Annotated in this window: 25 protein-coding genes; 12 read left to right on the forward strand and 13 right to left on the reverse strand. The window is 67.0% G+C overall.

Features of this window, described 5'->3' with window-relative positions:
• Positions 1–71: 71 nt before the first annotated feature.
• The 6 genes from QRN13_RS03580 to coxB all read right to left on the reverse strand — a co-directional run bounded on the left by QRN13_RS03580 (position 72) and on the right by coxB (position 4,933).
• Positions 72–488 (reverse strand): NUDIX domain-containing protein, encoded by a 417-nt coding sequence (locus QRN13_RS03580; RefSeq protein WP_284876877.1) that lies wholly within the window; start codon positions 486–488, stop codon positions 72–74.
• On the reverse strand, positions 485–1,021 hold the full coding sequence (locus QRN13_RS03585) for a cytochrome c oxidase assembly protein (protein WP_045809756.1): 537 nt from the start codon (positions 1,019–1,021) through the stop codon (positions 485–487). Before QRN13_RS03585 ends, QRN13_RS03580 begins: the two co-directional genes overlap by 4 nt.
• Positions 1,018–1,188: a cytochrome c oxidase system small membrane protein gene (locus QRN13_RS03590; RefSeq protein WP_284876878.1), complete on the reverse strand. Its 171-nt coding sequence runs from the start codon at positions 1,186–1,188 to the stop codon at positions 1,018–1,020. The genes QRN13_RS03585 and QRN13_RS03590 overlap by 4 nt, the downstream gene beginning before the upstream one ends.
• 4 nt (positions 1,189–1,192) lie before the next feature.
• Positions 1,193–2,158, reverse strand: coding sequence for a heme o synthase (gene cyoE, locus QRN13_RS03595; protein ID WP_055754184.1), 966 nt, complete (start codon positions 2,156–2,158; stop codon positions 1,193–1,195).
• Between the two features lie 88 nt (positions 2,159–2,246).
• A complete protein-coding gene (ctaD, locus tag QRN13_RS03600; protein WP_153923079.1) occupies positions 2,247–3,929 on the reverse strand; it encodes a cytochrome c oxidase subunit I in 1,683 nt (560 codons plus the stop codon).
• A 17-nt stretch (positions 3,930–3,946) separates the two neighbouring features.
• Positions 3,947–4,933, reverse strand: a complete 987-nt coding sequence (gene coxB, locus QRN13_RS03605; protein ID WP_502868572.1) for a cytochrome c oxidase subunit II — start codon at positions 4,931–4,933, stop codon at positions 3,947–3,949.
• Between the two features lie 254 nt (positions 4,934–5,187).
• Between coxB and QRN13_RS03610 the strand changes: the two genes are divergently transcribed.
• The 5 genes from QRN13_RS03610 (at position 5,188) to QRN13_RS03630 (ending at position 8,919) form a co-directional block, all read left to right on the forward strand.
• A complete protein-coding gene (locus QRN13_RS03610; RefSeq protein WP_039244893.1) occupies positions 5,188–5,532 on the forward strand; it encodes a PadR family transcriptional regulator in 345 nt (114 codons plus the stop codon).
• The gene (locus QRN13_RS03615) at positions 5,529–6,128 is read left to right on the forward strand and encodes a DUF1700 domain-containing protein (protein ID WP_066549694.1); all 600 of its coding nucleotides are present in this window, start codon (positions 5,529–5,531) and stop codon (positions 6,126–6,128) included. Before QRN13_RS03610 ends, QRN13_RS03615 begins: the two co-directional genes overlap by 4 nt.
• On the forward strand, positions 6,125–6,907 hold the full coding sequence (locus QRN13_RS03620) for a GIN domain-containing protein (RefSeq protein ID WP_165118217.1): 783 nt from the start codon (positions 6,125–6,127) through the stop codon (positions 6,905–6,907). Before QRN13_RS03615 ends, QRN13_RS03620 begins: the two co-directional genes overlap by 4 nt.
• Before the next feature lie 120 nt (positions 6,908–7,027).
• Complete coding sequence (locus QRN13_RS03625) at positions 7,028–8,059, forward strand: UbiA family prenyltransferase (protein WP_284876879.1); 1,032 nt, start codon at positions 7,028–7,030, stop codon at positions 8,057–8,059.
• Between the two features lie 23 nt (positions 8,060–8,082).
• Entirely contained in the window at positions 8,083–8,919 is an 837-nt protein-coding gene (locus tag QRN13_RS03630; protein WP_284876880.1) for a DUF3298 and DUF4163 domain-containing protein, read from the forward strand.
• Here QRN13_RS03630 and QRN13_RS03635 read toward each other — a convergent pair.
• Genes QRN13_RS03635 through QRN13_RS03645 form a run of 3 tightly spaced genes read right to left on the reverse strand, consistent with a single transcriptional unit; the run spans position 8,856 to position 10,547 of the window.
• The gene (locus QRN13_RS03635) at positions 8,856–9,905 is read right to left on the reverse strand and encodes an alpha/beta fold hydrolase (protein WP_284876881.1); all 1,050 of its coding nucleotides are present in this window, start codon (positions 9,903–9,905) and stop codon (positions 8,856–8,858) included. The two genes, QRN13_RS03630 and QRN13_RS03635, sit on opposite strands and share 64 nt — an antisense overlap.
• 37 nt (positions 9,906–9,942) lie before the next feature.
• Positions 9,943–10,143 carry a helix-turn-helix transcriptional regulator gene (locus QRN13_RS03640; protein WP_284876882.1) on the reverse strand — a complete coding sequence of 67 codons (201 nt, stop codon included), beginning with the start codon at positions 10,141–10,143 and terminating at the stop codon, positions 9,943–9,945.
• A complete protein-coding gene (locus tag QRN13_RS03645) occupies positions 10,140–10,547 on the reverse strand; it encodes a hypothetical protein (RefSeq protein WP_284876883.1) in 408 nt (135 codons plus the stop codon). The genes QRN13_RS03640 and QRN13_RS03645 overlap by 4 nt, the downstream gene beginning before the upstream one ends.
• A 127-nt stretch (positions 10,548–10,674) precedes the next feature.
• On the opposite strand from QRN13_RS03645, the gene QRN13_RS03650 reads away from it, so the two are divergent.
• A complete protein-coding gene (locus tag QRN13_RS03650) occupies positions 10,675–11,649 on the forward strand; it encodes a fatty acid desaturase family protein (RefSeq protein ID WP_284876884.1) in 975 nt (324 codons plus the stop codon).
• Entirely contained in the window at positions 11,646–12,296 is a 651-nt protein-coding gene (locus QRN13_RS03655; protein ID WP_284876885.1) for a class I SAM-dependent methyltransferase, read from the forward strand. The genes QRN13_RS03650 and QRN13_RS03655 overlap by 4 nt, the downstream gene beginning before the upstream one ends.
• Here the strand turns inward: QRN13_RS03655 and QRN13_RS03660 are convergent.
• Positions 12,293–12,859 carry a type 1 glutamine amidotransferase domain-containing protein gene (locus tag QRN13_RS03660; protein WP_284876886.1) on the reverse strand — a complete coding sequence of 189 codons (567 nt, stop codon included), beginning with the start codon at positions 12,857–12,859 and terminating at the stop codon, positions 12,293–12,295. The two genes, QRN13_RS03655 and QRN13_RS03660, sit on opposite strands and share 4 nt — an antisense overlap.
• Before the next feature lie 118 nt (positions 12,860–12,977).
• Here QRN13_RS03660 and QRN13_RS03665 point away from each other — a divergent pair, with 118 nt between their 5' ends.
• The 4 genes from QRN13_RS03665 to QRN13_RS03680 all read left to right on the forward strand — a co-directional run bounded on the left by QRN13_RS03665 (position 12,978) and on the right by QRN13_RS03680 (position 16,426).
• A complete protein-coding gene (locus QRN13_RS03665) occupies positions 12,978–13,355 on the forward strand; it encodes a hypothetical protein (protein WP_284876887.1) in 378 nt (125 codons plus the stop codon).
• Between the two features lie 78 nt (positions 13,356–13,433).
• Positions 13,434–14,288, forward strand: coding sequence for a KPN_02809 family neutral zinc metallopeptidase (gene ypfJ / locus QRN13_RS03670; RefSeq protein WP_284876888.1), 855 nt, complete (start codon positions 13,434–13,436; stop codon positions 14,286–14,288).
• A 36-nt stretch (positions 14,289–14,324) separates the two neighbouring features.
• On the forward strand, positions 14,325–15,962 hold the full coding sequence (pgm, locus tag QRN13_RS03675) for a phosphoglucomutase (alpha-D-glucose-1,6-bisphosphate-dependent) (protein WP_284876889.1): 1,638 nt from the start codon (positions 14,325–14,327) through the stop codon (positions 15,960–15,962).
• A 5-nt stretch (positions 15,963–15,967) separates the two neighbouring features.
• Entirely contained in the window at positions 15,968–16,426 is a 459-nt protein-coding gene (locus QRN13_RS03680) for a hypothetical protein (protein ID WP_284876890.1), read from the forward strand.
• On the opposite strand, the gene QRN13_RS03685 is transcribed toward QRN13_RS03680, so the two are convergent.
• Entirely contained in the window at positions 16,410–17,357 is a 948-nt protein-coding gene (locus QRN13_RS03685) for a retropepsin-like aspartic protease (RefSeq protein WP_284876891.1), read from the reverse strand. The two genes, QRN13_RS03680 and QRN13_RS03685, sit on opposite strands and share 17 nt — an antisense overlap.
• Positions 17,358–17,540: 183 nt before the next feature.
• On the opposite strand from QRN13_RS03685, the gene thrC reads away from it, so the two are divergent.
• Positions 17,541–18,974 (forward strand): threonine synthase, encoded by a 1,434-nt coding sequence (thrC, locus tag QRN13_RS03690; protein WP_284876892.1) that lies wholly within the window; start codon positions 17,541–17,543, stop codon positions 18,972–18,974.
• A gap of 6 nt (positions 18,975–18,980) precedes the next feature.
• Here the strand turns inward: thrC and QRN13_RS03695 are convergent, their stop codons facing one another.
• Positions 18,981–19,295, reverse strand: coding sequence for a CsbD family protein (locus QRN13_RS03695; RefSeq protein WP_017505700.1), 315 nt, complete (start codon positions 19,293–19,295; stop codon positions 18,981–18,983).
• A gap of 93 nt (positions 19,296–19,388) precedes the next feature.
• Complete coding sequence (gene thrB, locus QRN13_RS03700) at positions 19,389–20,342, reverse strand: homoserine kinase (protein ID WP_284876893.1); 954 nt, start codon at positions 20,340–20,342, stop codon at positions 19,389–19,391.

Consider the following 20,342-nt stretch of genomic DNA (forward strand, 5'->3'; position numbering starts at 1 on the left):
CCCGTCTCCGTCTCCGCGTGCAGCGTACACCTTGAGATGAAACGCGCGCCGACGCGAACGGCGCCGTGTGATCAGCCGTTCATCGCCGTGAACGCCTTCGCCGAAAAGGCCGACAGCGGCTGGGGAAGGTCGTCCAGCGCGAACCAGCCGATCTCCGACAGCTTGTCCGGCTCGGTCAGCGTCGGCTCGCCGGTGAAGTCCCGGGTGACATAGATCAGCGACACCCAGTGCTGGCCGTCGGCCGGAATGATCTCTTCAGCCAGGCACAGGAAATCGACCGCGCCGATCTTCAGCCCGCTCTCCTCCTCGGCTTCGCGCCGCGCGGCGTCGATGGAGCGCTCCATCAGGTCGACCTTGCCGCCCACGATGTTCCAGAACCCGGCCTCGGGCGCCTTCAGCCGCTTGCACAGCAAGACCCGCCTGTCGGCGCGCTGGATCACCAGGCCGCAGCCGACGCCGGGAAAGTCCACGCCCGGCTTCGAAGTCACGCCTTGGGCGCGTCCACGGAGGGGTAGAAGGTGTAGCTCAGGGTGATGTCGCGCGCGCCCTTGGCCTCACGGTCCGTGGCCAGTTCGGGGGCGATGAAATATTGGACCGGGAACTGGCGCGTCTCGCCCGCCGCCAGCGTCTGATCGGTGAAACAGAAGCACTGCAGCTTCTGGAAATACGGCCCCGTCTGCTCGGGCGAGACATTGTAGCTGGCGCGCACCTGGATCGGCTTGTCCGAGGTGTTGGTCACGTCGAAATAGGCCAGGCCCGTCTCGCCGATCCGCACCCGCTGGGTCGACTGCTCGGCGCGGAAGGTCATCGGCACGCCGCGCACATTGGTGTCGAACCGCACCAGCACCGTCTCGTCCAGCACGGTGTCGGAGGCCTTGTCGGCCTTCATCGTCGTGCCGCCAAAGCCCGTGACCTGACAGAACATTCGATAGAGCGGCACCGCCGCGAACGCCGCCCCGGTCATGCCCATCACGCCGAAGACGCAGATGATGGCAATCAGATTCTTGCGGCCCGCCTTCATGGCTGGGACGTCTCCACCGCCGTCGCCAGCCCGCGCTCGGCCGCCTGGTTCTGTTGCAGGCGCAGCACCGTGGTGGCGAACACCAGCACGATGAAGGCCACCAGCGCCGAGGCGATCCAGACGTTGCGACGCTTGCGCGCGCGAAGTTCCTCAGGCGTCAGACGCATTGTTTTACGCTCCAAGACCGGACAGGGCCTCGACCAGCAGCGCCGAGAACAGCGCCATCAGATAGAGGATGGAAAAGGCGAACAGGTCCCGCGCCGGTTTGGCCTGGACCTTGACGTCATACAATGCGGCCTCGCGTCCCACGGCCTCGGCCTTGTCCGGCTCGTCGCCGGCGCGCGAGCGATAAAGGCGCACCGCCAAGCCGAGGAAGCCCAGGCCGCCCGCGACCGACACGACCAGATAGATGATCCCGCCCAGGCCCGCGAAGGCCGGGGCGATCGCGACCGGCACGAAGACAAGGGTGTAGAGCAGAATCTGCAACCGCGTGGACTTGGCGCCCTTGGCCACCGGCATCATCGGAATGCCCGCCTTGGCGTAATCGCCGGCCGAATACAGCGCCAGCGCCCAACTGTGCGGCGGGGTCCACAGGAAGATGATGAGAAACAGCAGCCACGCCTGCCACGGCGCATGGCCCGTCGCCGCCGCCCAGCCGATCACGGGCGGAAAGGCCCCCGCCGCGCCGCCGATGACGATGTTCTGGGGCGTCCGCCGCTTCAGCAGCAAGGTGTAGAAGCCGGCGTAATAGACGATGGTCATGGCCAGCAGACCGGCCGCCAGCCAGTTGGTGTTCATTCCCAACAGCATGACCGAGAACAGGCTCAGGATGACGCCGAACGCCATGGCGTCGTTCTTGCGCACACGTCCCGCCGCCACCGGCCGGCCGCGCGTGCGCCGCATCAGGGCGTCGGTCTCGCCTTCCAGCGCCATGTTCAGCGCCCCGGCCGCCCCGGCCCCCACGGCGATGCACAGGATGGCGATGGCCGCGACCAGCGGATTGACCGATCCGGGCGCGACGATCAGGCCGGTCGCGGCGGTGAACACCACCAGCGACATCACGCGCGGCTTCAGCAGCTGGAAGAAATCCTCCGGCTGGGCGGTCGAGATGGCGGGGCGGGTCTGAACTTCGGTCATCGGTGAGGGCCGCATAGCATACCCAAATGAAGAAGGCCGCCCCTTCCGACGGAAAGAGCGGCCTTCGATTTCATATCGCTGGAAAGGCTTAGTGCTCTTCCGCCTTGATGACCGGCAGTTCGTTGAACTGGTGGGCCGGGGGCGGCGAGGACAGGGTCCACTCCAGGGTCGTGGCGCCTTCGCCCCACGGATTGTCGACACCCGGACGACGACGGATCGCCGCCTCGGCCAGCATGATCAGGAAGACCAGAACGCCGACCGCCGTGATCGCATAGCCGATCGACGAGACGTGGTTCCACAGGGTGAAGGCTTCCGGATAGTCGATGTAGCGACGCGGCATGCCCTGCAGACCCAGGAAGTGCTGCGGGAAGAACACCAGGTTCACGCCAACGAACATGATCCAGAAGTGGGTCGCGCCCAGGAACTCGTTGTACTTCACCCCGAACATCTTCTCGAACCAGTAGTAGAAGCCCGCGAAGATGGCGAAGACGGCGCCCAGCGACAGCACGTAGTGGAAGTGCGCCACCACATAATAGGTATCGTGCAGGCTGTAATCGATGCCGGCGTTCGACAGGACCACGCCGGTCACGCCGCCGACGGTGAACAGGAAGATGAAGCCGATCGCCCACAGCATCGGCGTCTTGAAGCTGATGGAGCCGCCCCACATGGTGGCGATCCAGCTGAAGATCTTCACGCCCGTCGGCACCGCGATGATCATGGTGGCGGCGATGAAATAGGCGCGCAGATTGATGCTCATGCCGACCGTGTACATGTGGTGGGCCCACACGATGAAGCCGACGAAGCCGATGGCCACCATGGCGTAGGCCATGGCCAGATATCCGAACACCGGCTTGCGGCTGAAGGTCGAGACGATGTGGCTGATGATGCCGAAGCCCGGCAGGATCAGGATGTACACTTCCGGGTGACCGAAGAACCAGAATAGGTGCTGGTACATGATCGGGTCGCCGCCGCCGGCGGGATCGAAGAAGTGGGTGTGGAAGTTGCGGTCCGTCAGCAGCATGGTGATGGCGCCGGCCAACACGGGCAGCGACAGCAGCAGCAGGAAGGCGGTGATCAACACCGACCAGGCGAACAGCGGCATCCGGTGGATCGTCATGCCCGGCGCGCGCATGTTCAGGATGGTGGTGATGAAGTTGATCGCGCCAAGGATCGAGCTGGCGCCCGCGACGTGCAGGGCGAAGATGGCCAGGTCGAAGGCGGGGCCGACGTGGCCCGTGGTCGACAGCGGCGGATAGGCCGTCCAGCCCCCGCCGAAGCCCTTGCCCGGTCCGCCGTCGGTGAACATCGACAGGATCAGCAGGCACCAGGCGGCGACCAGCAGCCAGAAGGAGATGTTGTTCATGCGCGGGAAGGCCATGTCCGGCGCGCCGATCATGATCGGCACGAACCAGTTGCCGAAACCGCCGATCATGGCGGGCATGACCATGAAGAAGATCATGATCAGGGCGTGGGCCGTCACGACGGCGTTATAGCCGTGCTTGGACTGCTCCACGAGACCCAGCAGCTGGATCGACGAGCCTTCCTTGAAGATCTGGATGCCCGGCTCGGCCAGTTCCCAGCGGATCAGGCCCGACAGAGCGCCGCCCACGATGCCCGCCATGATGGCGAACATCAGATACAGGGTGCCGATGTCCTTGTGGTTGGTCGACAGGAACCAGCGGGTGAAGAAGCCCAGCTTGTGGTCGTGATGGTGGTCGTCGTGAGCGTGACCGAGGTGGGTCGCGTCGCGGGTTACGGTAGCGTCAGCCATGTGTCTCTGTTCGCCTCTTACTGGGCGGCCGGCGCGGCGGACGCCGCGGCGGGAACGGGTTGGTCAGCGGTGGCGCCGACGGGGGCGGCGACCGGGGTCGCGGCATCGGCGGCGAGCGCGGGCGCGGCAGCAGCCGGAGCCGCGGCGGGCGCGGCGACCTTGGGCGTCATCGAACCGCCCTTGGAGGCGATCCACTGTTCGAACTGGGCCTGGGTTACGACCCGGATCTCCAGCGGCATGAAGGCGTGGTCGACGCCACACAGTTCCGAGCACTGACCATAGAAGACGCCGGTGCGCTCGGCCTTGAACCAGGTGGTGTTGATGCGGCCGGGAACGGCGTCGGTCTTCAGACCGAACGCCGGCAGGGCGACGGCGTGGATGACGTCCGAGGCGGTGATGACCAGTTGCACCGTCTTGCCGACCGGCACGACCATCGGCTCGGTCGCGGCCAGGCGATAGGGCACGCCCTTGGCCTTGGCTTCCTCTTCCGGGAGCATGTTGGAGATGTATTCCGCGACGCCCTGGTCCGGATACTCATAGGCCCAGTTCCACTGGTTGCCGGTCACCTTCACCGTCAGATCCGGCGACGGCATGTCGTGATAGGCGAACAGCAGGCGGAACGAGAACAGGGAGATGAAGACCAGGATCAGCACCGGCAGCACGGTCCAGATGATCTCGATCGTGGTGTTGTGGCTCCAGCGCGCGGGCGTCGGATTGGCCTTCTTGTTGTAGCGGAACACGATCCACGCCAGCAGGCCCAGCACCAGCAGGGTGATGGCCGTGATGATCGGCATCAGGATCACGTCGTGGAAGAAGTGCGCATCATGCTTCAGCGGCGACGCCGCCGGTTGCAGCGTGATGCCGCCCGGGGTCGGCTGACCCATCAGGTCCTGCGCCCACGTCGGCGCCGCAGCGAACATCGCCAGTCCGGCGCCCAGAACGATGGAGGACGCGCAAGTCGCGGCCTTCTTCAACGTCCCTTGGGCTCGCTTGCCCATCCCCATATGAGACTTCCCCATAAAACCGTTATGCAGCAGATACTTGCGAATGGCTCGCAAGAGATCACGCTGGCGCGATTCCCACGCCCGGCGTTCTCGGTCACCTATCGGATCGCTTTCGGCTTGCCAAGCGATCAACGGCGCTCAGGCCGCAAAGCCGCCTTCAGCCTGCCTCGATTAAATCGCTGTCATGTTTCGATAGCTACCTTGCGTCACAAGATACCTTGTCGTAGTCAATGGTCATCAACGGGAGAGCCGAGGTGCCAGAAACCATCGAGATACAGCTGAAAAAAGGAGTGCTGGGGCTTTGCGTCCTGGCCCTTCTGAACCGGGCGGACAGCTACGCCTACGAGATCGCCAGCCGCCTGTCGGACGCGATCGATATGGGGGAAGGCACGATCTATCCCCTGATGCGCCGCATGCAGTCCGAAGGACAGGTCGAGACCTATCTGGTCGAATCCTCCGCCGGGCCGTCACGCAAATACTACCGACTGACCGAAGCGGGCCGGGGGGCCCTCGCTGCCCAGACTGCCGAATGGTCCGCCTTCACCAAGGCCGTCGACGCCATCGTGGCGAACGACGCCGATCAGGGAGCCGCTCAATGACGCGCGCCGAATTCATCGATCGTCTGAAGGAAGGCCTCGTCGGCCTGCCGACCACGACCGCCAACGACATCATCGCCGACTATCAGACCCACTTCGACGACGGCCTGGCCGCCGGCCGCACCGAGGCCGAGGTCGCCTCCGCGCTCGGCGATCCGGTCCGCCTGGCTCGCGAACTGAAGGCCGAGGCCGGCATCCAGCGCTGGCATCAGGAGAAGAACCCCTCCGCCGCCGCCGGCGCCGTCTTCGCGGTCCTGGGCCTGGGGGCGCTGGACATCCTGATCCTCCTGCCCCTGCTGATGGGCGTGATCGGGACCGTGTTCGGCTTCTTCATCGCCGCCATCGGCCTGTTCATCGCAGGCGGCGTGATCATGGTCGCCGGCCCCTTCGCCGGCTTCCCCGGCGGGCCGTTCGCGGCGATCCTGATGGGGCTGGGCCTGATGGCCGGCGCCGTCTTCATCGGCGCCCTGCTGACCATCTTCACCATCTGGCTGGTCAACGGCGTCGTCTGGTTCGCCCGCCTGCACTACCGCCTGCTGAAGCCAGCGCTTGAGCCGACCAGCGTTCAATCCACCTCGACCTCGGGAGTCTCGGCATGATCCGCACCCTGTTCATCATCGCCGGCGCCGCTCTGGTGCTGTGCCTGGTCACCGTCGGCGGCGCGCTGGCGATCGGCGGCCATGACCTCCAGCGCCACGGCTGGGCCTGGACCATCAAGGACCAGGACGGCGAGACCATCCGCTTCGAGCGGGTCAAGGGCGGCGGGACCGACGACCTCGGCCCGCTTACCACCCGCACCCTGCCTTGGACCGGCGGCGAGACCCTGACCGTCGATTCCAGCATTGACGTCGACTATGTCCAGGGCGACGCCAACACCGTCGTCATCACCGGGCCCAAGGGTCTGACCGACCGGGTCCGTCTGGTCGACGGCCGCCTCGATCTGGGCGACGGCGACGAGCGGGTCGTGTTCGGCTGGAGCAACGGCAACTTCTCCGCCCGCTCCGAGCGCGACGAACTGAAGGTCGTCATCACCGCGCCCAAGGTGAACCGCTTCAACGCCAAGGGCTCGGGCGACCTGCAGATCACCGGCTATGACCAGCCTTCGCTGACGGTCGACATCGCCGGTTCGGCCGAGGTCACCGCCTCGGGTCGCACCGACGAGCTGAAGCTGGACATCGCCGGCTCGGGCGATGCGTCCCTCGGCGACCTGGCGACCCGCGACGCCTGGGTGGACATCGCCGGCTCCGGCGACGCCCGCATCGCCCCGACCGGCGACGTCAAGGTCGCCATCGCCGGCTCCGGCGACGTGGCCCTGGCCACCCGCCCCGCCAACCTGAACAGCACCGTCTCCGGCTCCGGCGACGTCTATCAGGACTGACGATCGCGCCGATCACTGTGGAAAGGGGCTGGGTTCACCAGCCCCTTTTTTCTGTGCGCCCGCCTTGGAAACGGGGAGCGGCGCCTTCACCCCTCGGGCCCTACGCGCTAAGTCAGCCGCATGACTTTCGCTCCCCTCCCCGACGCCGGCGCTAACTGGGTCGATCGGCATGCGCCGGAGGGGCTGAAGCCGTGGTTGAAGCTGGGGCGGTTCGACCGGCCCATCGGCATCTGGCTGCTGCTGCTGCCCGGCTGGCAGGGGATCGCCCTGGCCCTGGCGCAGTATCGGCAGGCGCCGGGTCTCTATGATCTGTGGCTGTTCGTTGGTTTCGGCATCGGCGCCTGCCTGATGCGAGCGGCGGGGTGCGCCTTCAACGACATCGTCGATCGGGATTTCGACGCCCAGGTCGCCCGCACCGCCCAGCGCCCCATCCCGTCGGGCCGGATTAGCGTCAAACAGGCCTGGGTCTTTGTGGTGGGATGCAGCCTGATCAGCCTTTTGGTCCTGCTCACCCTGCCGGCCGTCGCCATCGGGCTGGGCGTCGGGTCGCTGGTCCTGGTCGCGGCCTATCCCTTCATGAAGCGGATCACCTGGTGGCCCCAGGCCTGGCTTGGCCTGACCTTCAACTGGGGCGCCCTGATGGGGTTCGCCGCTGCCCTGCCCTTGGCGGCGGCCGCCCTGCTGCTGCCCGCCGATCTCGCGGGCGAGTTCCGGCCCTTTCTGTGGTCCCCGGCCAGCGACAGCGGCCATGCGATCGCCCTGACGTGGCAGACCTATCTTCCCGCCGTCCTGCTGTGGATCGGCGGCGTCTTCTGGACCCTGGGCTACGACACCATCTATGCGCTTCAGGACATCGAGGACGACGCCATGATCGGCGTGAAGTCCTCGGCCCGCCGCCTGGCCTCGGCCGTGCAGCCCGGCGTGGCGGTCTTCTATGGCCTGACCGTAATCCTTGCCGCCCTGACCGGCTTCGCCGCGGGACTTGGGCCGCTGTTCGGGCTCTGTCTGGTGATCTACGCCGTTCATCTGGCGTGTCAGGTCATCCGCCTCGACCGCAACGACGGCGCCCTGGCGCTGAAACTGTTCAAGTCCAATCGCGAGGCCGGCCTGATCCTGCTGGCCGCTATCGCTCTTGGCTCAATCTCCCTGTGATTCCCCCGATGATGGAGTTTCCCATGTCGCGCACCGCCCGCATCTTGCTGTTGTCCGCCGCTGTCGCCACCACGCTTTCCGCGTCTCTGGCCGCCTGCCAGCGCAAGGAGGACAAGGCCCAGGCGCCGGCCGCACAGGCCCCGGCCGCTGCGCCGGCCATGTCGAACACGCCCGTCGGCTATGACAGCAAGACCCCCTATGCCGCCGTCAAACTGACCCTGCCCCAGGCGATCAAGACCACGCCCGCCCTGCACGCCGCCCTCTATGCCGACACGGTGCGCGACCTGAAGCAGTTCGAAGAAGGCGCCCAGGCCGACCTCAGCGAGGCCGGCGGCGGCCCGAACCCTTATGAAAAGACCATCGCCTTCGCGCCGGGCGCCGAGACCGGCAAACTGGTCAGCCTGGCCCGCACCGATTTCGAGTTCACCGGCGGCGCCCATCCCAACACCAGTTTCGACGCCGTGATCTGGGACAAGACGACCAACAAGCGACTGGGCTTCGCCGACCTGTTCCGGCCGGGCGCCGACCTGTCGGTTCTGGACAAGGCCCTGTGCGCCGCCGCCAACGCCGCCAAACAGGCCCGCTCGCCGGGCTCGGAGGCCGCGACCCTGGACGGCAAGATGTGGACCTGTCCCAAGGCCGTCTCGACGCCGTTCGTCCTGACGCCGGGCACGACGCCGGGCAAGGCGGGCGGCGTGACCTTTCTGATGGGACCCTATCAGATCGGCCCCTATTCAGACGGCCCCTACTGGATCGCCCTGCCGCAAAGCATCTTCCGCGCCCTGCTCAACCCCGCCTACGCCGACCAGTTTGACGGCGCCCCGGTCAAGGCCGGCGACGTGACGCCGAAGAACGGCTGAACCAATCCTCCCCCGTTTGCGGGAAGGATCTTCAAGGCACAATTCGCTAGAAACGCGTCGACCAGTTCGGCGAACCGCGCCGGCTGATCGGCCATGATGAAGTGGCGCGATCCATCGACGCGGATCAGGCTCACGCCGGGCAAGGCCGCATACTCTCGGGTCCACATCGCATCGGCCATCGCCACGGGCGCCCCACCGTCCGCATCGGCGGCGTAAAGCGCCGTCACCGGCGTCGTCATGGTCGCCAGCCCCGGCCGCGCATCGGTAGTCATCACATCCTTCATGGCCGATGCCATGGCGTGTCGGTCGGTCGCCAACGACCAGGCCACGATCCGCGCCTGTTCCGACGGGGTTAGCGACAGCGCCTGCGCCGTCGCCTCCTGCTGGGTGCGGAAGCTCGCTGTGTCCGCAGACAGGATCATATTGGCCGCCTGATCCGCGAGAGGCTTTGCGCTCTCTGCCGTCGCGGTTGGCCCGAACATGGCGCTGTAAAAGGGCAGCGAGTCGACCGTCATCACCCGCCCGACCAGATCCGGCTGCTGCTGCGCCAGCAAAAGTCCGCTCAGACCGCCCATCGAATGGCCGATCACCGCCGGCCGATCCAGCCGCGCCTGACGGATATAGCGTGCCAGTTCATCCACCTCGGGCTGGATGAAGGCGCCGTCGCCGTGCGTCCAGGGTTCGCCGGCGAAACCCGCCAACTGCACCAGATGTACTCTGTGCGACGCCTTCAGCCGATCCGCTGTCGCTCGCCACACTTCACGCGAAGACGCCAGTCCGGGGATCAGGATGACGTCGGGGCCTTGGCCCACCACCTCGACCGACAGCCGGTCGGAGACGAAGGGCGTGGCGGAGGAAGCCACAGGTGGCGCGGATTGGGCGCGAGCATGATCGCTGGCCACGGCGCAGGCGATCACAACGCCCAGGATGATGGCAAGGCGCGACGGGGCGAAGACGCCCCGGCAAGGGCGAATGACGTTCGACATCACAGTCTCCAATTGTAAGGTTATTCTGACTTTTCGGTCAGCCCGAGTGCGGGTTTTCGAAGATCTCTTCGACCGGCCGCGCGAATACGGCGGCGATCCGATAAGCGAGGTCCAGCGATGGATCGTGCCGCTCTGTCTCCAGGGCGATCACCGCCTGACGCGAGACCCCTAGCGCCAGACCCATCTGTTCCTGGGTCCAGCCGCGCTCGACGCGTAGAAGCTTCAGACGGTTCTTCATCGGCTGCTCCGGATGAAGGGTGAAACGACGCCGTACAGGCCCCAGAAGACCGGCACGATCAACCAGGTCTGCATATGCGGCGCCCCGGCGAAACTCTCGCCAAAGCCCCAGAAGGTGGCGACGGCCAACGCCAGTCCGGCCGCGATGATGAATTGTTTGGCGGTGACGCCGCGCACGAACTCGTCGCTTTCGCGCATCAGCGCCAGGGTCGCCCAGATCTGCCCGATGACCGGGGCCGACACCGCAGCCGCCAGCACCCAGGCCGCCGGCTTACCCATCAGATCGTCGAACGCGTCCGTCGTCATCATGGCGATGCAGATCGCGACGTAGGGCACGGAGAAGGCCATCGTGCGGACGATGTAGCGTCGATGCGCAGGCGTTCCGGTCTTCCAGGCGGTGAACATATCGGGTCTCCTTGTGTAAGGACAACCTGACACCGACCGGATGTCATGTCAACCTGACTTTTTGTCAGGCGCGCCCAACATTCTTGCGTTGCTTTTCCAGACGCGCGCCTGGGGCTAGACTCGTCTCATGTCCGCCGCCCCACGCATCGCCCCGTCGGCCCTGTTCACACCCCAGGAGTGGACGCCGTTTCAAATGCGCTCGGCCTGGGCCGGCCCGCTGCTGGTGGTCCACTGCTGGGCCGTGATCGCGCTGGCTGTGATTGCGGGCGTCCTGATCCCCTGGCTGATCCCGCTGTGCATAATGATCGTCGGCACACGTCAGCTGGGTCTGGCCATTCTGATGCACGAAGCGGCGCATGGCGGCCTGTCGAAGTCGAACCGCCTGAACGATTTTCTCGGCCATTGTCTATGCGCCGTGCCGATCGGCGCCAGCCTGAAGGCCTATCGCCCCTATCACCTGACGCATCATCGCTTCGCCCAGCAGGCGGAGGATCCCGATCTGATGCTGTCGGCGCCGTTTCCCGTCAGTCCGGCCTCGCTGCGCCGCAAGCTGATCCGCGACCTGACGGGCCAGACCTTCTTCAAGCAGCGGGTGCTGCTGCCGCTAGCCCAAGCGCACGCGCGCTCAAGCAGCTCGAGGGGCGATAGCGCAAAAGGAATGAGTGATAGCGCCCATGATTACGAGTCGATCGTGACGGGCCGATCCGTCCTGCCCTTCCTCGCCTTCAACGCGGTCCTGCTGGCGGGCTTCATCGCCGCTGGTGTCTGGTGGGCCTTTTTCGTGTTGTGGCTGCTGCCGATGGCGACATGGTTTCCGATGGTGACGCGCCTGCGAAACATCGCCGAACACGCCTGCGTCGAGGGTTCGTCGGCCGACCCCTTTCGCGCCGCTCGCACTACCAAGGCCAGCCTGTGGGAACGCGCCTTCATCGCGCCCTACTGGGTCAACTTCCACGCCGAGCACCACCTGTTCATGCATGTGCCCTGCTGGAAGCTGCCGCGCCTCCACCGCGCCATCCATGCGAAGCCGCAAGCCGAGGCGATGGAGGTCGCACCCGGCTATGCCAGCGTGCTGAAGGCTGTTACGCGCCAGCCGGAATGACCTTCCTCGATCCCGCCGCCTTCATCCGTGACAACACGCGGCTCCAGCCCGTGCCGCATGCGCCGGAAATCTCTTTGTGGCTGGCCGACGAGATCACGCCCATCTGGCGGCTGACGGAAGAAGAGCTGGGCGAACTGGGGGTGCCGCCGCCCTTCTGGGCCTTCGCCTGGGCCGGCGGACAGGCGCTGAGCCGGTATCTGCTGGATCATCCGCATGAGGTCGTCGGCAAGCGCGTATTGGACTTCGCCGCCGGTTCGGGCCTTGTCGGCGTGGCGGCGATGAAGGCGGGGGCGACCCATGTCCTGTGCGCCGACATCGATCCCTTCTGCCAAGCCGCCGTCGCCGCCAATGCCGCGGCGAACGGCGTGGCGCTGGACTTCACCCAGACCAATCTGCTGGACGCCGCCCCGCCGGATGTGGACGTCATCTGCGCGGGCGACATCTGCTACGAGCGCCCGATGACCGACGCCGTTCTGGTCTGGCTGGCCCAGGCCCGCGCCAGGGGCACGCGCGTCCTGATCGGCGATCCGGGACGCACATATTTCCCGCGCACGGGCCTGGATTTCCTGGCCGAATACCGCGTCCCGACCTCGCGCGAACTGGAGGACCAGGAAATCAAGCGGTCCTCCGTCTGGGCGATGCCTTAAGCGGCGGCTTGGCCCTCGTGGCGGCCTTCGGCGAACTCCTCGATCATCTTGGCGTTGAAGGCGGGAATGTCGTCGGGGCAGCGGCTGGTCACCAGGCCCCGGTCCACCACCACCGCTTCATTGACCACATTGGCCCCGGCGTTCTTCAGGTCGGTGCGCAGGCTTTCGAACGACGTCATCGTGCGCCCCTCGACCACGCCCGCCTCGATCAGCAGCCAGGGCGCGTGACAGATGGCGGCGACCGGCTTGCCGGCGTCGAAGAAGGCCTGAACGAACTTCACTGCGTCTTCGTCCGCCCGCAGCAGGTCCGGGTTCGCCACCCCGCCCGGCAGCAGCAGGGCGGAATAGGTCGAGGCGTCGACCGCCGCCACCGCCTTGTCGGCCGTGACCTTGTCGCCGGGCGTCAGATGGTCGAAGCCCTGGAACTCGCCGGCCTTCAGCGACACGATCTCGACCACCGCGCCCGCATCCTTCAGCGCCTTCATCGGTTCATTCAGTTCGACCAGCTCGACGCCATCGGTCGCCAAGATGGCGACGGTCTTGCCGGAAAGGGATTGGGCCATGAGGAATGCTCCGTTCGTAAAGGGGGTTCGGCGCGATGAACCCACGGCGGCTCAAAGGGTTGCGGCTCCGCTTGGCGGCGATGGCGCGCATCCCCACATCGTGTCCATGCGATCGCTCTTGACCCTGACCGCCCTGTTGGCCGCTGCCGCCACACCGGCGTTGGCCCAGACCTATCCGCAGGCCGGCCGCCCCTATGGCGCCTATCCGGGCGGGGTCCCCGCCGCGATCGCCGACCAGCACCGCTACGAGAACGACCGTCTGCGTTCTCAGGCGCAGTCGAATGCGGACCAAGCGCGTCAACAGCAGATCGAAACCCAGCTTCGCCTGCGCACCATCGAAGGCGCACGCGAACCGACCGTCGCCCAGCCCTTGCCGCCCCGCCCGCTCTACAGCCTCGAACAGGAGCGGACCTTGCGCCAGTCCGCTGCCGAGCGCCGCCAGCAGACGGCCCAGGGCATGAGCCAGATCGACAACTGGCTGGCCCGTTCGCAATGATGCGTCCGAACTGACGCATCCCTTCCCTTGCACCCGCGTTCCTGCCTAGCTTAACCAGGATCGGGCGGAGGATAGGGCATGCGCTGGCAAGGTGGACGGACAGGCGGCGGCGGCATCGAGGATCGGCGCGGGCTGGGCGGCGGCGCCATCGCTGGCGGCGGCCTGGGCGTTGGGGTGCTGGCCATTATTGGCTATCTTGTCTTCGGCATCGATCCTTCGACCACGACGCAGCTCGCCAGCCAGTTCGGCGGCGTCGGCGCCGAACAGCAGCAGGGTCAGACCGGCACACCCAAGGATCAGGCGGGTCAGTTCGTCGATGTTATCGGCGGCAACATCAACGACGTTTGGGCGCAGAAGCTTGAGGGCTATCAGCGGCCCAATGTCGTCATCTACGAACAGGGCACGCCCACCGGCTGCGGTTATGGTCAGTCGGCCATGGGCCCCTTCTATTGCCCCAACGACAAGACGGTCTATCTGGACCTCGGCTTCTGGCAAGAGATGGAGAACAAGCTCGGGGCCTCGGGCGCCGACTTCGCCCGCGCCTATGTCATCGCCCACGAGTTCGGCCATCACGTCCAGACCCTGACCGGCACCTCAGATCAGGTTCGCCAAGCCCAGCAGCGCGCCTCGGGTCAGGCTGAAGCCAACCAGTATTCGGTCGCGCTGGAGCTTCAAGCCGACTGCTACGCCGGCGTCTGGGCCCGGAACGCCTCAACCGTTTCGAACGGTCAGGTCGCCCTGGATGCTGGCGAGTTCGAGGAGGGTATGAAGACCGCCCAGGCCATCGGCGACGACACCCTGCAACGGCGCAGCGGCGGCCGCGTCTCTCCCGAAAGCTTCACCCATGGCTCTTCTGCGCAGCGGGTGGAATGGCTGCAACGCGGCTATCAGTCGGGCGATCCGGCCTCCTGCGACACCTTCAGCGGCGCCTGATCGCCGCGCCCCCTCAGAACGATTGATTGACTGACGATGCACGACCGCGCCGGCACGACCGCACGCCCCGAAGACCTGATCGATCTCGACGCCCTGCTCGGCGCCTATGAGACGACCCGGCCCGACATGGGCGATCCGCAGCAGCGGGTCGTCTTCGGCACGTCCGGCCACCGCGGCTCCAGCCTGGACGGCGCCTTCAATCAGGCGCACATCCTGGCCATCGCCCAGGCGATCGCCGAATACCGCGCGGCGCAGGGCGTCGACGGGCCGCTGTTTCTCGGTCGCGACACCCACGGCCTGTCCGAGCCCGCCTTCCGCACGACGCTGGAGGTGCTGATCGCCAACGGGGTCGAGGTGCTGATCGACGCCCGCGACGGCTTCACCCCTACGCCAGCCGTTTCGCACGCCATCCTGACCCATAACCGCACGAATAGCCGGCAGGCGGACGGCGTCCTGATCACGCCTTCGCACAATCCGCCCCGCGACGGCGGCATCAAATACAATCCCCCCTCCGGCGGCCCGGCCGGGGGCGAGGCCACATCCGCCATCGCCGCCCGCGCCAATCAGCTGATCGAAGGCGCCCTGACCGAGGTCCGTCGCGTCCCCTTCGCCCAGGCCCATGCGGCGGCGGGCCGGTTCGACTACCTCGCCGCCTATATCGACGACCTGCCCAGCGTTCTCGACCTGGAAGCCATCCGCAACGCCGGCGTCCGTATCGGCGCCGATCCTCTTGGCGGCGCGGCCGTGGCCTATTGGGGCGAGATCGCTGAGCGTCACCGACTGGACCTGACCGTTGTCAACGACGCCGTCGATCCGCGCTGGGCCTTCATGCCCTTGGACGCCGACGGCAAGATCCGCATGGACTGCTCATCGCCCAGCGCCATGGCCGGTCTGATCTGCATGATGAAGGGCGGCTCGGCCTATGACGTCGCCTTCGGCAACGACGCCGACGCGGATCGCCACGGCATCGTCACGCCCGACGCGGGCCTGATGAACCCCAACCATTTCCTGGCCGCCGCCATCGCCTATCTGTTCGCGAACCGACCCGGCTGGGGCGCGGACGTGGCGGTGGGCAAGACCCTGGTCTCGTCATCGATGATCGACCGCGTCGTCGCCGGCCTGGGTCGCCGCCTGCTGGAAGTCCCCGTCGGCTTCAAACACTTCGTGCCCGGCCTGCTGGACGGAACCGTCGGCTTCGGCGGCGAGGAATCGGCCGGGGCCTCCTTCCTGCGTCACGACGGCACGGTGTGGACGACGGACAAGGACGGCATCCTCCTGTGCCTGCTTGCCGCCGAAATCCAGGCCCGCACGGGCCAGAGCGCCAGCCAACTCTACGCGGGCCTGACCGACCAGTACGGCGCCCCCGCCTACGCCCGCGTCGATGCTCCGGCCAATCGGTCGGAAAAGGCCCGGCTTGCCGCGCTCAGCCCCTCGGATGTGTCCGCGACCACCCTGGCTGGTCAGCCGATCACCGACATTCTGACGAAAGCCCCCGGCAACGGCGAAGCTATCGGCGGGCTGAAGGTCGTCACCGCCGACGCCTGGTTCGCCGCCCGTCCCTCGGGCACCGAGGACGTCTACAAGATCTACGCCGAATCGTTCCTCGGCCCCGACCATCTGGCGACCGTTCAGGCCGAGGCCAGGGCCGTGGTGGCGACGGCTCTGGCGAGCTGAAGTCGGTGTGTGTCCGCCGTTTCGAGATTTTCGCGGACTATTTCCAGTTCTACGTTTGCGACGAGACCTACGTCACCGACACCGCCGCCCTGTGGAGCTCGGACAGCGACCCCATGCTGGCCGTCGGCCCCGACCTGATCGCGATCGGCACGGTTCGCAACATGCTGGTCCCGGTCGAACTTGAAATCCTGACCACAGCGCCGAAGCCCGACGCGGACGCCTGGGACCAGATCCGCGACTGCGGCCTGCGCCTGGCCAGCGGCGCGCTGATCGTGTTCGGCTGCACGGACGATCCGGATCAGGCCGAGCGGATCGCCGTGCCCGCCGGCGACTATGCGGCCCGCATTTCGCACGGCGGACTGAACACCCTGTCCGAAGACGGGCTTGACGGCGACGACCGCTATCGCATCCAGCTCTGGCCGGGCGCGGTTCGGTCGATCACAGTGCTCAAGCCCCGACCGTAATCTCCATCGGCCGTTCGACGAACAGGCCGGGGCCGCCCAGGTCCAGCGCAAGCCGACGGTTCTCGAACGCGGCCATGCCGACCAGGGCCTTGGGGAAGCCCGGCACCGCGACGTCGTCATAGATGGCGACCGTCGCCTGACGATACAGTTCGTCCCCGATGGTCAGGGTGCGCACGACGACGGTCTCGGCGCGCACCGTGCCGCCCAAGACGATGCTCTGGCCCGGCGTGCGTTCGCGGCCGTCCAGCACGCCGGCGGCCTCGGCCGTCTCGCGCGTGACGGCCAGCACGGCCGAGGCGCCGGTGTCGATCACCGCATTGACCGTCGCCCCTTCCAGGGTGATGCCCGCCTGCAAGGCCTTGCCGGCCCGTGTCACTGGCACGGGCTTCAGCGACGATGGCGGCGTCCAGCCCTCGCGCGGCAGGAACCGGACCCGATGCTCCGCCGTGTCCAGTTCCAGCACCAGTTCACGCAGCACGTCCTGCCCCAGGATCAGCGCCGCACCCAATCCCTGATCGCTGGCCAGCGGCCCCAGGCCTAGGATCGCCGCCCGCAATCCGGTCAGCCGCAAGCCGCCGATCGCCACATCCAGCGTCGTCCCGCGTCCGACCTGGGCGTCGCCGCCGACGCCGTAAGCCACCATCGGGATGTTGAAGACGTTGGTCAGGCCTAGCCGGTCGACCAGCGACCGGTCGATGACCGAATACTGCGCCCCGGAATCGATCAGGGCCCGCACCGGCTGTCCGTTCACAGTCACCTCGACCGTCGGGGTCGGCGCGCGCGGCTCGGCATAGGGCAGCCAGCCGCTGGAGCCGTTCGCCGCGAAGGCGACCGTCGGCCCGCGCCAGACCACATGGTCGCGCAGCCACCAGGCCCCGCCTGCGCCGCCGGCGACCAGCCCCAGCCGGATCAGAAGATCGCGTCGTCTCATGCTCCTGACATGGACCGTCGCAGCGATCCGCGCCAGCGGGGCGATGTCGCAACCCCTCTTGCAGGACCGACGACATCACCCCTGAAGCGGCAAAAATGTGCGCCTAAACCACCGCCTCCCCGCCCAGACGCGGATTGTCGGGCCACAGCCCGCGAAAACCCGACAAAATCATCCAGAAAGCGGGTGACGCCGCCGCCTCGTCTGGCTACGACCGTCGGCGTCATGAGCACCTCCAGCGCCCGCTACGTCTCGACCCGAGGCCAATCGCCCGAAACCGATTTCGCCGACGCCCTGCTGCGCGGCATCGCGCCCGACGGCGGTCTCTATATGCCAACCGCCTGGCCCGGCCTGTCGCCCGACAGCTGGACCGGAACGGCCGACTACAAATCCATCGCCCTGCAAGCCATCGCCCCCTTCATCGGCGACGCCCTGCCCGCTGGCGCTCTGGACCGGGCGCTGGACCGACTGACCGCCGGGTTCGACCATCCGCTGGTTACGCCTCTGGTCGAACTGGAGCCGGGCCTGTTCGTGCTGGAGCTGTTCCACGGCCCGACCGCCGCCTTCAAGGATCTGGCGATGCAGCTGGTCGCCAGCATGACGGACGAGGCGCTGGCCGCCTCGGGCGAGCGTCTAACCATACTGACCGCCACCTCTGGCGACACCGGCGCCGCCGCCGTACGCGCGTTCGCCGGCGCCAAATCGGTCGATCTGGTCGTGCTCCACCCTCTGGACCGCGTATCGCCGGTTCAGCGCAGACAGATGACGACGGTCGAGGCGGACAATGTCCTGAACCTGGCCGTGCGTGGCGATTTCGACGATTGCCAGCGTCTGGTGAAGGGCCTGCTGGCCGACGAGGCCTTGCGCGAACGCGGCCGCCTGTCCTCGGTCAATTCGATCAACTGGGCGCGGCTGGCCGGCCAGATCCCCTACTATGTCTCCGCCACGGCCCAGTTGGGCGAGGCGGCGACCTTCGTCGTTCCGACCGGCAACTTCGGCGACGCCTTCGCCGGCATCGCGGCGACGAAGATGGGCCTGCCGTCGAACGGCTTCGTCGCGGCGGTGAACCAGAACGACGCCCTGGCCCGCGCGCTGAAAGACGGCCTGTATTCGCGCCGCCCGGCGATCGAAAGCGGCAGCGTTTCCATGGATGTGCAGGCGCCGTCCAACTTCGAGCGGCTGGTGTTCGAGGCCACGGGCCGCGACGCCGGGGCGACGCGCACCGTGCTCGAAACCTTCGCCCGCGACGGCGCCATCGCCTTCGATCCGGACCTGCTGACCGCCCTGCGCGACCAGGTATCGGCGGTCTCGATCGACGAGGACGAGACGCGCGCCGAGATCGCCCACGCCTATCAGGCCTGGGACCGCGTTGTCTGCCCGCATACGGCCGTGGCCTTGGCCGTTGCGCGTCGCCAGGACCGGTCGAACGGCCCCGTCATCGCCCTGTCCACCGCCCATCCGTCAAAGTTCGGCGACTTCGTCTCGAACGTCCTGGGCTTCGAACCCGAACCCGCAAACGTCATCGCCGCCCTGGGCGACAAGCCCGAGCGGTTGACGATCGTCGAAGGGACGATGGACGCAGCGCGTGAAGCCGTGGCGGCCTTTTCAGGCCGCCACTAAAACCTCTTAGCGACGACCGCCGCCGGTGAGGGCGCGCAGCAGAAGCAGGCCGACGCCGGCGACCGACAGGGTCGTGACCAGCGGACGCTTGCGCGCCTCGGCGGCGACGGTGCGGGCCTTGTCGCGGTAGTCGGCAGGGACCTTCTCGACCAGGCGATCGACCGAATCCATCGCCTTGCCGAAGGTTTCCAGCGAGCGGCCCTTGGCGTCATTGTAGGCGCCTTCGACCTGCAGCTTCTGGTCGCCGACCAGCTTGCCGACGCCTTTTTGGAACTTGCCTTGCGCCTGCGAGGCGGCGCCGTTGATGGTTTCGTCAGTCATGATCTTCGTCCTCGGGGAGCGGCGGACTTCGCCGTTGCACCATCAAAATCCCGGCCAAGCTTTCGGTTCCAGCGACGAAGCCGCGCAGGCGCCTCAGGCCGGTTCGGTCGCGCGCCAGTGGTCCATCCGACGCAGGAAGACCGCCGGATCCTTGGGCGTCACCAGATTGGCGGGGTCGTGGAAAATGCGGTCGTGCAGCCGCGTCACGGTGAACCGCAGGGCCGCCGCTTCGCCCAGACGCGGCAAGGCCGCTCGCTCGGCGCGGCTCAGCGGCCGCACGGATTCATAGCCGCGCTGGAAAGCCGTCAGGGCGTCCGGCATGGGTCGCCCCTCGGCGTCGAAGCCCCAGGCGGAAAGAGCGATGGCCAAATCATAGGCGAAGGCGCCGCTGCAGCCGAAATAGAAGTCGATCACCGCCGAAACGGCGTCGTCCTCGAACAGCACATTGTCGGGGAAATAGTCGGCATGGATCGCCCCGCCCGGCAGATCGGTCGTAAAGGGATCGCCCAAGCGCGCCAGCGTCGCCTGGACCTGTCTCAGCAGCGCGCGATCCGCGTCGGACGCCCGCCCTTCTCCCTCGACGCACCGATCGACCAGCCGGCGCCACATCGCCGGCCCGACCGGATTGACCCGTTTCAAATCAAAATCAGCCGCCGTCAGATGAAGCCGCGCCAGCACCGCCCCCGCCGCCGCCTGATCGGCCGATGACGGCGCGCGCAGCCAGGCGCCGGTCTTCCATTCGATCACCGCCGCCGCCCGGCCGTTCAGTCGTCCAAGCCATACTCCCGACCGGACCTCGATCGGCGTCGGGCAAGGAAAACCGCGCGCCGCCAGATGCGCCGTCAGCCCCAGACAGAAGGGCAGCGAGGCCTCGTCCGTCCGCCCCTCGAACAGGGTCAGCACAAACCGGCCGCGCGTCGTGTCCAGGCGATAGTTTGTGTTCTCCACCCCCTCGGCGATGGCCGTCAGTTCGACCACCTCGCCGATGTCGTAGCCGGCTAGGAACGCCTTGGCGTCGGCGATGGAAACGGGGGTGAAGACGGCCAT

Origin of the sequence: Brevundimonas sp. MEB006b (assembly GCF_030209705.1) — a bacterium.
Lineage (GTDB): Bacteria > Pseudomonadota > Alphaproteobacteria > Caulobacterales > Caulobacteraceae > Brevundimonas.

What these genes read in the sequence shown, in the direction of transcription:
- QRN13_RS03585 (WP_045809756.1), bottom strand. Translation starts at nt 1,021, where the DNA reads ATGAAGGCGGGCCGCAAGAATCTGATTGCCATCATCTGCGTCTTCGGC.
- QRN13_RS03590 (WP_284876878.1), bottom strand. Translation starts at nt 1,188, where the DNA reads ATGCGTCTGACGCCTGAGGAACTTCGCGCGCGCAAGCGTCGCAACGTC.
- cyoE (WP_055754184.1), bottom strand. Translation starts at nt 2,158, where the DNA reads ATGACCGAAGTTCAGACCCGCCCCGCCATCTCGACCGCCCAGCCGGAG.
- ctaD (WP_153923079.1), bottom strand. Translation starts at nt 3,929, where the DNA reads ATGGCTGACGCTACCGTAACCCGCGACGCGACCCACCTCGGTCACGCT.
- coxB (WP_502868572.1), bottom strand. Translation starts at nt 4,933, where the DNA reads ATGGGGATGGGCAAGCGAGCCCAAGGGACGTTGAAGAAGGCCGCGACT.
- QRN13_RS03615 (WP_066549694.1), top strand. Translation starts at nt 5,529, where the DNA reads ATGACGCGCGCCGAATTCATCGATCGTCTGAAGGAAGGCCTCGTCGGC.
- QRN13_RS03620 (WP_165118217.1), top strand. Translation starts at nt 6,125, where the DNA reads ATGATCCGCACCCTGTTCATCATCGCCGGCGCCGCTCTGGTGCTGTGC.
- QRN13_RS03625 (WP_284876879.1), top strand. Translation starts at nt 7,028, where the DNA reads ATGACTTTCGCTCCCCTCCCCGACGCCGGCGCTAACTGGGTCGATCGG.
- QRN13_RS03630 (WP_284876880.1), top strand. Translation starts at nt 8,083, where the DNA reads ATGTCGCGCACCGCCCGCATCTTGCTGTTGTCCGCCGCTGTCGCCACC.
- QRN13_RS03635 (WP_284876881.1), bottom strand. Translation starts at nt 9,905, where the DNA reads ATGTCGAACGTCATTCGCCCTTGCCGGGGCGTCTTCGCCCCGTCGCGC.
- QRN13_RS03640 (WP_284876882.1), bottom strand. Translation starts at nt 10,143, where the DNA reads ATGAAGAACCGTCTGAAGCTTCTACGCGTCGAGCGCGGCTGGACCCAG.
- QRN13_RS03645 (WP_284876883.1), bottom strand. Translation starts at nt 10,547, where the DNA reads ATGTTCACCGCCTGGAAGACCGGAACGCCTGCGCATCGACGCTACATC.
- QRN13_RS03650 (WP_284876884.1), top strand. Translation starts at nt 10,675, where the DNA reads ATGTCCGCCGCCCCACGCATCGCCCCGTCGGCCCTGTTCACACCCCAG.
- QRN13_RS03655 (WP_284876885.1), top strand. Translation starts at nt 11,646, where the DNA reads ATGACCTTCCTCGATCCCGCCGCCTTCATCCGTGACAACACGCGGCTC.
- QRN13_RS03660 (WP_284876886.1), bottom strand. Translation starts at nt 12,859, where the DNA reads ATGGCCCAATCCCTTTCCGGCAAGACCGTCGCCATCTTGGCGACCGAT.
- ypfJ (WP_284876888.1), top strand. Translation starts at nt 13,434, where the DNA reads ATGCGCTGGCAAGGTGGACGGACAGGCGGCGGCGGCATCGAGGATCGG.
- pgm (WP_284876889.1), top strand. Translation starts at nt 14,325, where the DNA reads ATGCACGACCGCGCCGGCACGACCGCACGCCCCGAAGACCTGATCGAT.
- QRN13_RS03685 (WP_284876891.1), bottom strand. Translation starts at nt 17,357, where the DNA reads ATGAGACGACGCGATCTTCTGATCCGGCTGGGGCTGGTCGCCGGCGGC.
- QRN13_RS03695 (WP_017505700.1), bottom strand. Translation starts at nt 19,295, where the DNA reads ATGACTGACGAAACCATCAACGGCGCCGCCTCGCAGGCGCAAGGCAAG.
- thrB (WP_284876893.1), bottom strand. Translation starts at nt 20,342, where the DNA reads ATGGCCGTCTTCACCCCCGTTTCCATCGCCGACGCCAAGGCGTTCCTA.